Raw genomic sequence first — 13183 nt, forward strand, 5'->3', positions numbered from 1 at the left:
ACGAAATGGAACCATCAATTAACTGGTTGGACGATCCCCAAGTTTTTCGGGTGGGAACTCTACCAGCACACAGTGATCATCGTGCTTACCGTAGCGGTGAAGAAATTGAACGCGGTGTTAGCAGCTACATACAATCGTTGGATGGTGATTGGCAATTTCAATACGCTAAAAATCCAGCAGAACGACCGGTGGGCTTTTTTGAGCCGGACTATGACCGAGACCATTTTTTCACGATTCAGGTCCCTGGCCACATCGAGTTAGAGAATTTCTCACAGATTCATTACATCAATACCCTGTACCCGTGGGAGGGGAAAGTCTACCGACGGCCAGCATATGTGTTAAGCGATGCTGATACGGGTGCCGGGATGTTTAGTGCGGCCGACAATAACTGTGTCGGCGCCTACGCCAAACGTTTTGACTTAGAAGAACCGCTGCGAAACAACCGCGTCACCGTTCAATTTGATGGGGTGGAGCAGGCCATGTACCTTTGGTTGAACGGGCACTTTGTTGGCTATGCCGAAGACAGTTTTTCCCAGTCAGAGTTTGATTTAACACCCTATATTCAAGATACTGATAACGTGATTGCTGTTGAAGTTTTTAAGCAGAGTACGGCCGCCTTTCTTGAAGATCAGGACATGTTCCGGTTTTCTGGTATTTTTCGGAGTGTCCGGTTGACTGCCCAGCCTGAGATTCACGTCAATGATTTGGCCATTCACTCAACGGTGACAGCTGATCTGACGACCGGTCACTTAGCGGTGACACTTCAGCTTAACGACCATCCAGCCGCAGGAACGGTGAGTCTGACCGTGACCGATGACCAGGGTGAAATGGTGGCTGAAGCTAGCGAAAAAGCGACAGAACAGGTGCATTTTGGTGACTTTGAAGTGGCTAACGTCCGTTTATGGTGCCATTCTGATCCATACCGCTACCACTTGCAGCTCACGGTTCGCGATGCTGATGGCGCCGTTCTTGAAGTTGTTCCCTACGACTTTGGTTTCCGGCGGTTTGAGCTGGTCGATAAGGTCATGATGCTGAACGGTCAACGGTTGATTCTAAATGGTGTGAACCGTCACGAATGGAATCCGGACCGTGGTCGGGCGATTACCCAGGCTGACATGGTCGCTGATTTGCAGGTTTTCAAGGAAAACAATATTAATGCGGTGCGCACCTGTCACTATCCCGACCAAATTCCGTGGTACACAATGTGCGATGAGGCGGGCATCTACATGATGGCTGAAACTAACTTGGAAACGCATGGTAGCTGGCAAAAAATGGGAGCCGTTGAGCCATCATATAACGTCCCTGGCAGCGTTTCACAGTGGCGTGACGCCGTTCTTGACCGGGCTAAAAATAACTACGAGGTTTTTAAGAATCATCCATCAATTTTATTTTGGTCGCTTGGTAATGAGTCCTATGCCGGTGAGGTGTTGGCTGAGATGAACGCTTATTACAAGCGCGTTGATTCAACCCGGTTAACCCACTATGAAGGGGTTTACCGAAACCGCGCGTACGCGGACCGAATCTCTGACGTTGAAAGTCGGATGTATGAAACGCCCGAAAATATTAAAGCCTATCTGGATGACCACCCGGAAAAGCCGTTTCTTAATTGTGAGTACATGCATGATATGGGGAACTCACTCGGGGGAATGGCCAGTTACGTCAACTTGATTAATCAGTACCCAATGTATCAAGGGGGCTTCATTTGGGACTACATCGATCAGGCCTTGTATGTGACTGACGAAGTGACTGGTAACCGGGTTTTACGCTACGGGGGCGACTTCGATGATCGCCACTCCGATTACGATTTTTCCGGTGACGGGCTGATGTTTGCCAACCGGCAACCAAAGCCAGCAATGCAGGAGGTGCGCTACTACTATGGCCAATACAACAACTAACTTACGCGTCATTTTTGGCGACGGGACGCTTGGAGTTGCCGGCCCTGCCTGTCACTATATTTTTAGTTATGAACGAGGCGGCCTTGAGTCTCTCGTGCAGCATGGTAAAGAATGGTTGTACCGGACGCCGATGCCGACTTTTTGGCGGGCAACGACCGATAATGATCGGGGTAACGGCTTCTCACAGGACAGCGCCATGTGGTTAGGCGCCGACTTGTTCAGTCATTGTGTAGCCGTAGCGATTAACGTCGATGACCAAGACTTAGGCTGGCCAATTGCGCCAGAAACGAACCGGTTTAGCAATCACGAGTGGGCGGAAAAGGTTCAAATTGCTTTTACGTACCAGACGACCACCGTCCCAAAAACAAACGTTACGGTGACCTATCAGGTGTTTAATGATGGTCATCTTGGGGTGACAGTGCACTATGACGGTCAGCCAGGATTGCCGGAGTTACCAGCACTTGGACTGCGGTTTATCATGCCGACGCCGGCCGTCGGATTCGACTATACCGGACTATCTGGTGAGACGTATCCGGATCGGATGGCTGGCGCGGTTGCTGGGACTTACCACGTGGTGGGCCTTCCGGTGACACCATACCTGCGACCACAGGAAAACGGGATGCACATGGCGACGGAAGCAGTGACGGTGACTCGTCATACAACGCTCAATAACACGGATGTGGATGCCACTGATTTTAGCTTGTCCGTGGTTCAAACGACTGCACCATTTGCGTTTAGTTGCCTGCCTTACACCGCCGAACAGCTCGAGGCCGCTGACCACATTGAAGAGCTTCCTGCCGTTCGAAGAACCGTCTTAGGGGTGTACGGCGCTGTTCGTGGCGTTGGTGGCATTGATAGCTGGGGCGCGGATGTCGAGCCGGCTTACCACATTTCTGCGGAAGTGGATCACGAGTTTAGTTTTGAGATCCGTGGCTAGTTTTAATCGGGCCAACACTTGTTTAACGGTGCTTTGACAAAAATATCACGATGCAGACTGTTTTTTGACGGTTTCGCTTGAAGATGAAAACCAATTGGCACAAGAGCCAGTTGGTTTTTTACTTTGGTCTATTGACCGTGGTTCGGCTATAATTAAAGACAAGTGTGAACGGGAGGAAAACGGGCATGAGTTATATCAAAGTTGAAAACGAAACGAAGCAGTATCAAATGGGCGAGACGACCATTACGGCAAATCACCAGGTTTCTTTTGAGGTGGAAAGGGGGCAACTCACCGTGATTTTGGGTCCCAGCGGCGCAGGAAAATCCACGGTATTAAACATCCTGGGTGGCATGGATTCGCCAACCAGTGGGCAAGTCATTGTGGACGGTGTTGATATTGCGACGTTTAACGACCGCCAATTAACAGCCTACCGGCGAACGTCAATCGGCTTTATTTTTCAATTTTATAACTTGATCCCTAACTTGACAGCAAAGGAAAACGTTGAATTGGCATCGTCCATTGTGCCAGACGCGTTGGCGGCGACGACGGTGCTTGAGGCAGTGGGACTGGGTAATCGGATTGATAATTTTCCCTCCCAATTATCGGGTGGTGAGCAGCAGCGGGTTGCGATTGCACGAGCCCTAGCAAAGAATCCGGATATCTTACTGTGCAACGAGCCCACCGGTGCACTTGATTTTAAAACCGGTAAGCAGGTTTTGAAGTTGCTAGAGCGGGCTGGTCGCAAAGATGGCAAGACTGTGATTATCATCACGCATAACTCGGCGTTGGCCGCGATGGGCGACCGGGTGATCCACATCAATGACGCGCAGGTTCGTGATGTCGTAGATAATCCGGCGCCAACACCCGTTGATGAGATTGAATGGTAGGTGACTGATATGAAGCCGTTAACAAAGAATATGTGGCGGGAAATTGGTCAGTCAAAGGGCCGATTTATCGCCATCGTGTTGATTATTATGCTTGGCGTCTTGATCTTTGTTGGGGTTAAAGCGGCTGGTCCCGCCCTCAATGATTCGGCGTCTAAGACCGTCACGGATGCCCATTTAAGCGATGTGCAGGTGCTGTCAACGACGGGGTTCACGCAGCAAGATGTTGCTGCTGTCAAACAGGTGCCCGGCGCTCAAGTGGAAGCCGTTAACTTTAAATACGCCGTTGGGGGAAAAACGGACGACACAGTTGCCGTGTATGGTGACGACCGGACATTGTCACAAAATCAATTGACCATCGTTAGTGGTCATCGGCCGCGGCATGCAAACGAAATCGTTTTGGATAATCAAGCCAAAACCCAGTACCACTATCGACTAGGCCAATTGTACCGGTTCAGTCGGGAGGCGGGGCTGAAGCAGCGACAGTATAAAATCGTTGGGTTTGCCAATTCACCAAGGTATCTTGATAATACTCAGCGGGGCTCTGCCAACGTTGGCGACGGCACTGTTCGGTATTTTGCGGTTGTCCCCAAGCAGCAAATGGGCCTCAAGGTCGCAACAATGCTGACGATCCGATTTAAAGCCCTCCAAAATAAGCAGACCTTTAGTCGGGCGTATCGGCACGCGGTCGCAGATAAGTTGGCAGCGTTAAAACGGCAACTTGCACCCCAAGCAAAGCGCCGTGAAACCGCGCTGCTACGGCCGATTGAAGCACGGTTGAATCAGATGCAAGCAAAGCTAAAGGCGGCGGCTGTGACCGGTGCGATGCCGGCTTCGGTGATTGCGCGGCAGCAATCTCGTTTGGCCGCCCAACGCAGGGTAGCGAAGGCCAAAGCGACCACAACGTACACGTGGCAAACCCGCGATGATTTACCGGGACTTCAAGCTTATGGTGAGAGCTCCGAACGAATCGCTGCGATTGCAAACGTGTTCCCCGTCTTCTTTTTCCTAATCGCCGCCTTAATTACGTTTACGACAATTACGCGAATGGTCGAAGAAGCCAGGAGCCAGATTGGGACGTTCAAGGCCCTGGGTTATACGCGTTGGGCGATTGCCCGTAATTACCTGCTGTATGCTCTAACAGCCGGTGTTTTGGGAACCGTCTTGGGCGTGATGATTGGAAATATCACTTTGCCCCGGATTGTATTGAGTTTATATAAAATGTACATTCCGTTAACCGTCGTTGATGATTTTCAGTGGGGCGTTATTTTACTAGCCGCACTTTTTTCGCTACTGGCCACGGTTGGCGCGGCCGCGCTAGTGGTTCGACGACAGCTATCTGAAGGGCCGGCGACGTTGATGCGGCCAAAATCCCCGAAATCAGCTAACCGGATTCTGATGGAACGTATCACGCCATTGTGGCAGCGACTGAGTTTCAACCAGAAGGTGAGTTATCGTAACTTGTTTCGGTTTAAGTCCCGAATGTTGATGACGATTATTGGGATTGCGGGCGGCACCGCGTTGATTTTAACGGGATTTGGGATTCGTGATTCAATCAACGCCACGAGCCGCTTGCAGTACAGCCGGGTCAGCCACTATCAAGCCGTGGTACGTCTGAATAGTGAGGCCGGCTCGAAAGCGGCAACAAAAACGCTAGCACAGCACGCGCAATACAAGCGGCGGGCGCTGGTCGCAATGGATACCGCAAAGGTATCAGCCCACCAGCAACAGGTGACAGACGTTAGTGTGACGGTTCCCAAATCGGTTCGCTCGTTCAACGACTACGTTAAGTTAACCGGTCGAGACGTGGCCAACCGGGGAACGTTGCCTACCAACGGGGTGTTATTGACAAGTAAAATGGCCAAGCTACTACGCGTTAGCCGTGGTGACCGCGTGACAATTCGGTTGGCGGCAGGCACCACTCGGCGCGTAAGAGTAGCGGGTGTCGCGGAGAATTACGTGGCGCACACCGTTTATTTGACGCCCAGTGTCTTTCGCTCAACCTTTCAGCAAGCGCCCGTTTACAATACGTTACTGGTTCAGTTAAGACCCCAAACGGCAGCGCAACAAAAGCAGTTGGCGAACGACCTGTTGAAGAGTGGCACAGTTGCGGGAACGAGTTATACCAAAGACCAGGAAAAGACAATCCAGACTATGTCAGCAAGTTTGACCGGCGTTGTGGCAATCTTTGTGTTATTATCAGGTGTTTTGTCCTTTGTTGTTTTGTATAACTTAACCAACATCAATGTTTCGGAGCGGATTCGGGAGCTGTCCACAATCAAGGTGCTCGGCTTTTTTGACCGGGAAGTGACGATGTATATTGTCAGGGAAAACGTCGTGATGACCCTCCTAGGCATCGTCGTGGGGTATGGACTCGGCTGGCTGTTAACCCTGTATATTATGCAGCAAGCGGCGACCGCGTTGGTCATCTTTCCCGTGACCATTCACTGGCCTGGGTTTGCAGCAGCCACCGGTTTGATGCTGTTATTTACGGCAGTCGTCATGGCCGTTACCCACCGGCGCTTGAAACGGATCGACATGATTGGGGCGCTTAGTGCCAAGGAATAAAATGAAAAACTGGCGCACAATGGGCGACGCTGGGTCACCACCTCGCTCCGAGCACTGTCCAGTTGGCCGATCACCGTTGAAAATTAAGCATTAAAAAACCAGCGACGCGTTAAAAAGCGGTCGCTGGTTTTTAACGTTTTCCCCCTTAAACGTCGGGTTGGGGCCGACGAATGGGTTATTCCGTCATAAAAATAGACGAAGCAGTCCACGGAACAAAGGTCCGGTGCATCAAAACAAAGTGCGGTGGCCAGCCAAACTCACCTAGTCCACAAATGGTGGTGTGGAAGCCAGTGGCCTGCGCCGCAAGGGTCCGGGTTGGTCCAAGTGGTAACGGTGTCCGGTAGTGTTCCCTGACACTTTGGGTGTCAACGGCTTGGATACCAACGTACCGGTTTTGAAAGTACATGACGCTGTTTTTGCTGGGATTGTGTTGTAAGCCAATCACGTGGCCGAGTTCGTGCTCAGCCACAATGGCCCACGAGCTTTTACTGTAACGATAAAACTTTAAAACCGCCGTGTTAATGCCGGTGACAGCTGAATCAATGGTCACGCCGTTGTTCGATGAGAGTTGCGTGAGCCCGGCAACGTTCTTATCGGTTGTGAGATTCGACCATGAATCAGCTTTAATTTGGGCCTTTCCAGTAACTTTGGTGAAGGTAAAGACGCCGGTTTTATTCCACGCCTTAATCGCGGTATTCCAAGCGGTCAGCGTTGCCGCTGGACCGGAAACGTTGATGGTGGCTGTGGGTTGAGGGAAACGGAGCGAACCGAATGGCGTGACCGCAGCGCGCGCTTGTTGCGGTATCAGGAACGAACTAATCAGGATTAGTGAAGTGAGCATAATTCGGGTTATCCAACGGCCTAAGCAAAAGTGTAACATTGGTCACACTCCCTTTCCGAATTGTATTACCTCCCAAACGTTATATTAACAGAATGTTTGGTAATAGCTAATGAAATGTACGATATTTCAAAACTTGTGGAATGTTTGCTAAATCAAGAAATGAAATCGCTTACGTGACTAAGTCGCCACGATGTTTGACCAAATGGACAGTTTTAAAGGGAGACTGTTGACCGTTGAAATAGTTCGCCACGTTGCCAATTGATCCTAACGCCGGTTAAGCAGTGAACTTAATGCCCAAAATGCCGACAAGTAACATCACAATAAAGACCCAGGTTAGTGGCGAAATAACATCTTTAAAGAAAAAGACGCCGACAACAATGCTACCAACGGCACCAATTCCCGTCCAGATCGGATAGGCCAAGCTGAAGGGGAGTTGTTTTGTTGCTAGCGATAAAAAGTAAAAACTAAGGGCCATCCCAACGAGGGTCGCAATGGAGAAGCCAAGCTGTGAAAACCCGTGACTAAGCTTCATCATTGTCGCCCAGAAAACCTCAAAAAGTCCTGCGATAACTAGATCAAACCATACCATGTCATCATCTCCTAAAAATAAAGCGCACCCCTGAACCTCCAAAGACCTAACGAAGTTCAGCGATGCGTGTTGACGCCCGGTGGCGTTTTGTTTAATTAATTTAAGTCTAGCACAACTTAGAAGCTAGGACAAATCAGCTCAATTTGAATTTGCTGAAATGAAACGTTGTATTTAATGCTATAATCAAGTGGAATACTTACAAACGAGGTCGATATGATGGATTTTACCAAACGCCAAACGACAATTATTGAGATGCTAAAGCAAACTAGCCCGATGACAGGCGACGCCATTGCGCATCGTCTCGGCCTTAGTGTCCCCACGATTCGGGCTGATTTGCGATTACTGACCGCCGTTGACGTGTTGGCAGCCCGGCCCAAGGTTGGGTATGTTTATCAAGGTGATCAACTCATTAACGTCGATTATGACGATCTTTACGAAAAACCGATTAAAGACATCATGTTGCCCGTCACCGAAATCAGTGACGATGCGGCGATGCAGGAGGCGGTTAGTAAGTTGTTTCTGAAGGATGTGGGCTCGCTGTATGTGACGGATGCCAACCATCAATTGGTGGGCTTGATTTCGCGAAAGGACCTACTACGGGCAAGCTTTTCGAGTCCCAATCCAGAGACAATGTTGGCCAGTATTGTCATGACCAGAATGCCCAACATCGTGACGGCCACGCCTGAGACCACCGTCCGGGAAGCTGGCGACCTGCTGTTGAAGCACAAGGTGGACTCACTACCGGTCGTTGCGGCCAAGGGCAGTCATGAAGCCATTGGTAAAATTACGAAAAACAGAATTTTTCAACACTTTATGGAAAGTGCGAAGTAACGGGATGGTTTTGTTCAAGGTGGCCCACTATCAAGACTAGGACCATCACACACAAGCTGCTGAGGGATTGCCTCAGGGGCTTTTTTTGTGATGACGTCATTAAGACGTCACAATTGATCGTGCCGATTAACACAAGATAGATTAAATGTAACCGATTACAATAAAAGGGTTGTTTTTTAAATTGATTTAAGATACATTATTAATCGGGTAATGTGATGTATTATTTATAGGAAAGAGTGACTAATATGACAAAACAAATCTATTCATTTTCCGAAGGTAACATGACAATGCGCGACTTATTAGGTGGCAAGGGGGCGAATTTGGCAGAAATGACCCACTTGGGGCTCCCCGTACCGCCTGGGTTTACGATCACAACTGCGGCTTGTCATGAGTATCAACAAACGGGCAAGTTAAGTGACGCGCTTTTAGCAGAATTGAATCAGGCACTGATGGCGCTAAGCCAACAGACCGAAAAACGGTTCGGCGGCACCTCACACCCGCTGTTGGTCTCGGTCCGGTCTGGGGCCGCCATTTCAATGCCCGGTATGATGGATACGATCCTCAATATTGGTTTAAACGATGAGACGGTCGCCGCACTGGCCGCCTTTACGCATAATGAACGGTTTGCTTTGGACAGTTACCGGCGATTGTTGGCCATGTTTGGTAACGTGGTTTACGGAATTGATGAGGCTGCGTTTGACCAAGTGTTGACAACGGTCAAGACTCAAAATGGGTACCATTCCGATTTATCGCTCACGGTAAACGATTTACAGTCAATTATTACGGCATTCAAGCAACTCTATCTAGAATCGGGCCGAGGCGCCTTTCCTCAGGATCCAAGCGACCAGTTGTTGGCGGCCATCAACGCCGTTTTTGAATCGTGGCATAATCACCGGGCTCAGGTTTATCGCCGCCAAAACAATATTTCAGAATCGTTAGGAACTGCGGTCAACGTTCAGGAGATGGTGTTTGGCAACGCTGGGGCAGATTCGGGGACTGGAGTGGCCTTTACCCGAAACCCAGCGACCGGGGAACCGGCCCTTTTCGGCGAATATTTGTTGAATGCCCAGGGCGAAGATGTTGTTGCGGGGATTCGAACGCCGCAACCGGTTGCGGTTTTACAGGAAGATATGCCAGCGTTATACGAGCAATTAGTCGAAACGGCGGCCGTTCTTGAGACCCACTATCATGACATGCAAGACCTTGAATTTACGATCGAAAAAGGCCAGATGTTCCTATTGCAAGCAAGAAGTGGAAAACGAACCCCCACTGCGGCGGTCAAAATTGCAGTTGATCAGGTGGCGGAGGGGTTAATCTCAAAAGAAACGGCGCTGCTTCGGGTCAAACCAGAGTCGGTGTCAGAAATGCTTCATCCAGAATTTGACACTGCTGACTTAGCCCGTCAGACGCCCTTAACCAAGGGACTCCCTGCTTCGCCAGGGGCGGCAACCGGTCAAGTCTACTTCTCAGCAGCGGCCGCCAAGCAAGCAGCTGAGAATGGACAAAAAGTCGTGCTGATGCGCCAGGACACGTCACCTGAAGATATTGAGGGCATGATTGTGAGTCAAGCCATCGTCACGTCGCGGGGGGGGATGACGTCGCACGCAGCCGTTGTGGCCCGCGGGATGGGAGCGACCGGCGTCGTCGGGACTCACGACCTCGTCGTTGATGCGCCTAACCAGTGCGCACGAGTCAACCAGCAAGAAATTCATGAAGGAGACTGGGTTTCCGTCGATGGGACTTCGGGTGCTTTGATGCTGGGGCAAATCAAAACCACGCCAGCCGCGGTTAAAGGCGAGTTATCCACCCTATTGAATTGGGCCAAGGATATCGCTGACATGGGGGTCTATACGAATGCCGATACGCCAAGCGATTTTCAACGGGCCCTGGATTTTGATGCGGACGGGATTGGACTGACCCGAACCGAGCACATGTTTTTTAAGCCGGAGCGCCTCTTACAGATGCGCCGGTTAATCCTCGCCACTGATGCGGCCGACCGGAAGGATCCGTTATCCAAGTTATTAACGATGCAACAGGCTGACTTTTACGAGCTATACCAATTAGCGCAAACCAAAGAAGTGACGATTCGACTACTCGACCCACCACTCCATGAATTTTTACCCCATGATGAAAAAGAAATTCAGCTTGTTGCAACGCAGATTGGGGTTTCCCCTGACGAGCTTCGTGATCGCGTGGCCGCGTTAAAGGAGCTTAACCCAATGTTAGGTCATCGGGGGGACCGGTTAGCCGTGACGTTCCCTGATATTTATGAGATGCAAGTTCAAGCTATTATGACGGCCGTGTTGAGACATCGAAAACAGGGGCTTGAGGTCCAGCCGCACATTATGATTCCGTTGACGGATTCCAGGGCAGAAATGGCCTGGGTCCGGGCTCTGGTTGAAGGTCAAATTCAGCGGATGCAGCCTGAAACGGGGGCGAAAGTTAGCTATACCATTGGTACTATGATGGAGATGCCGCGGGCCTGTGTGACGGCTGATCAAGTGGCCAGGGAGTCGGACTTTTTCAGTTTTGGGACGAACGATTTGACGCAACTGACGTTTGGTTACTCCCGTGACGACGTGGGCGCCTTTCTGCCAGAGTACCTTCGACAGGGAATTTTACCGGCTGATCCGTTTCAGACCATTGATACGCAAGGCGTTGGTGAGTTAATGAAAATGGCCGTCAATAAGGGTCGACAGACTAAGCCCGACTTACCAATTGGGGTCTGCGGAGAGGTCGGAGGTGACCCCGCCTCAATCGCGTTCTTCGAAGAAATCGGCGTCACGTACGTGTCCTGTTCTCCATTCCGGGTACCCGTCGCAAGGCTGGCGGCGGCAAGGGCAAAATTAAACAAAGTGCGGACCCAAACGGGTGACCACGGCGGATAAGGCAGGAGCTCAAAAAATCCCGGGTTTGGATTTTATGAGCTGATGACTTATCCAGGAGTGGACAGTTTGGGGGAGCCGGATTAAACAAAGTGTGGACCCAAACGGGTGACCACGGCGGATAAGGCAGGAGCTCAAAAAATCCCGGGTTTGGATTTTATGAGCTGATGACTTATCCAGGAGTGGACAGTTACACGGATCGAATGAGGTTGGTCTCGGCCCTCGATTGCCCCTTGTTTTCACCACGGCCGTTAAGGCATAATGGTCCTAGTGAACAGGATGGAGGGCGTTAAATTGATTATCCGAAACGATCAACTTACCGAAGCGGATTACAATCAAATAGCCGATATTTGGCTGGCTGATAACCTTAAGAGTCACCAATTTATTGAAGCCAGTTATTGGCAAGAGCATCTTGAGACGGCGGTTGCGGCTTTTCCCAAGGCTAATTTGTATGTGGAAAAAACTGATGGTCAGGTGCGCGGTTTTCTCGGCATGACCGGGGATGCGATCGAAGGGCTGTTTGTTGCTCAGACGGATCAGCGCCAAGGGGTCGGTCAAGCGCTGATGGAGGCGGCGAAAGCTGAACACGACGTCTTGACGTTACAGGTTTATTGGAAAAATCATGCTGCACTGAAGTTTTACCTAGCCCAAGAATTTAAGGTGGATGACGACCATGTCGAGGAAGCGACGAAACAAGCGGTTTATGACATGGTGTGGCGGAAAAATAAGGATAACCTGCATGGCTTTGACGCTTAGAAATGGTTGAAGTAGGGTGGAAAGTGAAGTGCCCCATAATCGTTAGCTCAAGTGGCCAACGGTTGTGGGGTTTTTAGATAGCCAAAGCAAAAGCATTGAAAAATAAGCCTCGAAACGATACACTGCTTGTTGAAAGCGGTAACAAAATGGATCGGAGGGCTTAAGATGGGACAATTAGATGGTAAAGTAGCGATTATCACGGGTGCCTCCCAAGGAATGGGGGCAGCACACGCTAAGTTATTTGTAGCGGAAGGTGCTAAGGTGGTCATTACGGATATTAACGCGGAAAAGGGCGAAGCCTATGCCGATGAATTAGGTGAAAATGCTATTTTTGTGAAGCAGGATGTCGCGAGCGAGCAAGATTGGCAAACGGTTGTGGCAGCGACCCTTGAGAAGTGGGGGCAAATTGATATTTTAGTCAATAATGCCGGTATTACGTACTCTAAGTCGCTGTTTGACGTGTCACTGGCTGATTATCAAAAAATCGTCAATATTAATCAGGTCAGCGTCTTTCTTGGTATGAAGACGGTCGCGGCTAAGATGAAAGAAGCGGGTCGTGGTAGCATTGTTAATGTTAGTTCTCTAAATGGTTTAGTGGGTGGTGCAATTGGGTATACTGATACCAAGTTCGCCGTTCGGGGCATGACTAAAGCGGCTGCACTAGAACTCGCCCATTACGGGATTCGGGTCAACTCGGTGCACCCAGGGGTCATTTCGACGCCGATGATCCACCAAGGGGATACGGATGCAGCTGTGGCTGAATTTGCAAAGTCAATTCCACTAGGCCGCATTGCGGAACCCGAGGAAGTATCTAAGATGGTCCTGTTCCTGGCCTCTGATAATTCAAGTTATTCCACTGGTTCTGAGTTTGTGATTGATGGCGGCATATCGGCCCAATGACTGGTTCGCAAAAATAAGTATCAGAAAGACAAAAAGGTGTTAGCCGCTTGAAAGTTTCAAGTAGCTGACACCTTTTTTTGAGGGTCAGTGTTTCAAT

At 50.1% G+C, this 13183-nt stretch carries 10 protein-coding genes; 8 read left to right on the forward strand and 2 right to left on the reverse strand.

The features are described from left to right. The first annotated feature begins 5 nt into the window (after positions 1-5). The 4 genes from FC96_RS08095 to FC96_RS08110 all read left to right on the forward strand — a co-directional run bounded on the left by FC96_RS08095 (position 6) and on the right by FC96_RS08110 (position 6284). Positions 6-1895: a glycoside hydrolase family 2 TIM barrel-domain containing protein gene (locus tag FC96_RS08095; RefSeq protein WP_056942628.1), complete on the forward strand. Its 1890-nt coding sequence runs from the start codon at positions 6-8 to the stop codon at positions 1893-1895. After that, positions 1876-2832: a beta-galactosidase small subunit gene (locus FC96_RS08100; RefSeq protein WP_056942629.1), complete on the forward strand. Its 957-nt coding sequence runs from the start codon at positions 1876-1878 to the stop codon at positions 2830-2832. The genes FC96_RS08095 and FC96_RS08100 overlap by 20 nt, the downstream gene beginning before the upstream one ends. Before the next feature lie 185 nt (positions 2833-3017). Then, complete coding sequence (locus FC96_RS08105) at positions 3018-3719, forward strand: ABC transporter ATP-binding protein (protein WP_054660870.1); 702 nt, start codon at positions 3018-3020, stop codon at positions 3717-3719. A 9-nt stretch (positions 3720-3728) separates the two neighbouring features. Then, positions 3729-6284 carry an ABC transporter permease gene (locus FC96_RS08110; RefSeq protein ID WP_056942669.1) on the forward strand — a complete coding sequence of 852 codons (2556 nt, stop codon included), beginning with the start codon at positions 3729-3731 and terminating at the stop codon, positions 6282-6284. Positions 6285-6459: 175 nt separating this feature from the next. Here the strand turns inward: FC96_RS08110 and FC96_RS08115 are convergent, their stop codons facing one another. Both FC96_RS08115 and FC96_RS08120 read right to left on the reverse strand, forming a co-directional pair. Then, positions 6460-7164 carry a matrixin family metalloprotease gene (locus FC96_RS08115; RefSeq protein WP_054660868.1) on the reverse strand — a complete coding sequence of 235 codons (705 nt, stop codon included), beginning with the start codon at positions 7162-7164 and terminating at the stop codon, positions 6460-6462. 235 nt (positions 7165-7399) lie between these two features. Then, entirely contained in the window at positions 7400-7714 is a 315-nt protein-coding gene (locus tag FC96_RS08120) for a DMT family transporter (protein WP_054660866.1), read from the reverse strand. 216 nt (positions 7715-7930) lie between these two features. On the opposite strand from FC96_RS08120, the gene FC96_RS08125 reads away from it, so the two are divergent. The 4 genes from FC96_RS08125 to FC96_RS08140 all read left to right on the forward strand — a co-directional run bounded on the left by FC96_RS08125 (position 7931) and on the right by FC96_RS08140 (position 13086). Next, complete coding sequence (locus FC96_RS08125) at positions 7931-8545, forward strand: CBS domain-containing protein (protein ID WP_056942630.1); 615 nt, start codon at positions 7931-7933, stop codon at positions 8543-8545. A gap of 245 nt (positions 8546-8790) precedes the next feature. After that, a complete protein-coding gene (gene ppdK, locus FC96_RS08130; protein ID WP_056942631.1) occupies positions 8791-11433 on the forward strand; it encodes a pyruvate, phosphate dikinase in 2643 nt (880 codons plus the stop codon). Between the two features lie 291 nt (positions 11434-11724). Continuing rightward, positions 11725-12186 (forward strand): GNAT family N-acetyltransferase, encoded by a 462-nt coding sequence (locus tag FC96_RS08135; protein WP_056942632.1) that lies wholly within the window; start codon positions 11725-11727, stop codon positions 12184-12186. 165 nt (positions 12187-12351) lie between these two features. After that, positions 12352-13086 (forward strand): glucose 1-dehydrogenase, encoded by a 735-nt coding sequence (locus FC96_RS08140; protein WP_055679803.1) that lies wholly within the window; start codon positions 12352-12354, stop codon positions 13084-13086. Positions 13087-13183: the final 97 nt, after the last annotated feature.

Origin of the sequence: Secundilactobacillus kimchicus JCM 15530, from assembly GCF_001433995.1 — a bacterium.
In the GTDB taxonomy this organism is placed as follows: domain Bacteria; phylum Bacillota; class Bacilli; order Lactobacillales; family Lactobacillaceae; genus Secundilactobacillus; species Secundilactobacillus kimchicus.

Excerpts from the sequence above, each read along its gene's own strand:
- FC96_RS08105 (WP_054660870.1), top strand. The coding sequence starts at position 3,018 with ATGAGTTATATCAAAGTTGAAAACGAAACGAAGCAGTATCAAATGGGC.
- FC96_RS08140 (WP_055679803.1), top strand. The coding sequence starts at position 12,352 with ATGGGACAATTAGATGGTAAAGTAGCGATTATCACGGGTGCCTCCCAA.
- FC96_RS08120 (WP_054660866.1), bottom strand. The coding sequence starts at position 7,714 with ATGGTATGGTTTGATCTAGTTATCGCAGGACTTTTTGAGGTTTTCTGG.
- FC96_RS08125 (WP_056942630.1), top strand. The coding sequence starts at position 7,931 with ATGGATTTTACCAAACGCCAAACGACAATTATTGAGATGCTAAAGCAA.
- FC96_RS08115 (WP_054660868.1), bottom strand. The coding sequence starts at position 7,164 with ATGTTACACTTTTGCTTAGGCCGTTGGATAACCCGAATTATGCTCACT.
- FC96_RS08095 (WP_056942628.1), top strand. The coding sequence starts at position 6 with ATGGAACCATCAATTAACTGGTTGGACGATCCCCAAGTTTTTCGGGTG.
- ppdK (WP_056942631.1), top strand. The coding sequence starts at position 8,791 with ATGACAAAACAAATCTATTCATTTTCCGAAGGTAACATGACAATGCGC.
- FC96_RS08100 (WP_056942629.1), top strand. The coding sequence starts at position 1,876 with ATGGCCAATACAACAACTAACTTACGCGTCATTTTTGGCGACGGGACG.
- FC96_RS08110 (WP_056942669.1), top strand. The coding sequence starts at position 3,729 with ATGAAGCCGTTAACAAAGAATATGTGGCGGGAAATTGGTCAGTCAAAG.